Raw genomic sequence first — 551 nt, forward strand, 5'->3', positions numbered from 1 at the left:
TCGTATTCTACGTGAGCGGTATTAATGGTAATACCACGAGCCTTCTCTTCCGGCGCGCTGTCGATCTGGGAGTAGTCCTTGGCTTCGCCACCGAACTTCTTCGACAGAATAGTGGTGATCGCAGCGGTCAGAGTGGTTTTACCATGGTCCACGTGACCGATGGTGCCGACGTTTACGTGCGGTTTAGTCCGCTCGAACTTTTCCTTAGCCATGGCAAAATTTCCTGGATACGAAACAACACAAAGTAAATGGTGGTGCCCATGGGCAGAATTGAACTGCCGACCTCTCCCTTACCAAGGGAGTGCTCTACCCCTGAGCTACATGGGCCCTTTAAAACAGGCTACACGCTTGGAGCGGGTGAAGGGAATCGAACCCTCGTCGTAAGCTTGGAAGGCTTCTGCTCTACCATTGAGCTACACCCGCCTGCAACAACAACCTCGAGCGACTTTCATCGCACACGCCAAGACGCTAAATTCTGGTGGAGGGAGAAGGATTCGAACCTTCGAAGGCAGAGCCGTCAGATTTACAGTCTGATCCCTTTGACCGCTCGG

General features: G+C 52.8%; 1 protein-coding gene and 2 tRNA genes. All 3 read right to left on the minus strand.

Translation table 11 applies throughout. The annotated features are described in order from the left end of the window. Positions 1–212 (minus strand): GTP-binding protein (locus NK214_RS24945; protein ID WP_253315686.1); only part of this gene is annotated, 212 nt, incomplete at its 3' end. A 40-nt stretch (positions 213–252) separates the two neighbouring features. Continuing rightward, a tRNA-Thr gene (locus NK214_RS24950) sits at positions 253–327 on the minus strand. 22 nt (positions 328–349) lie between these two features. After that, a tRNA-Gly gene (locus NK214_RS24955) sits at positions 350–423 on the minus strand. Between the last annotated feature and the right edge of the window lie 128 nt (positions 424–551).

This window comes from Chromobacterium sp. S0633, assembly GCF_024158805.1.
Lineage (GTDB): Bacteria > Pseudomonadota > Gammaproteobacteria > Burkholderiales > Chromobacteriaceae > Chromobacterium.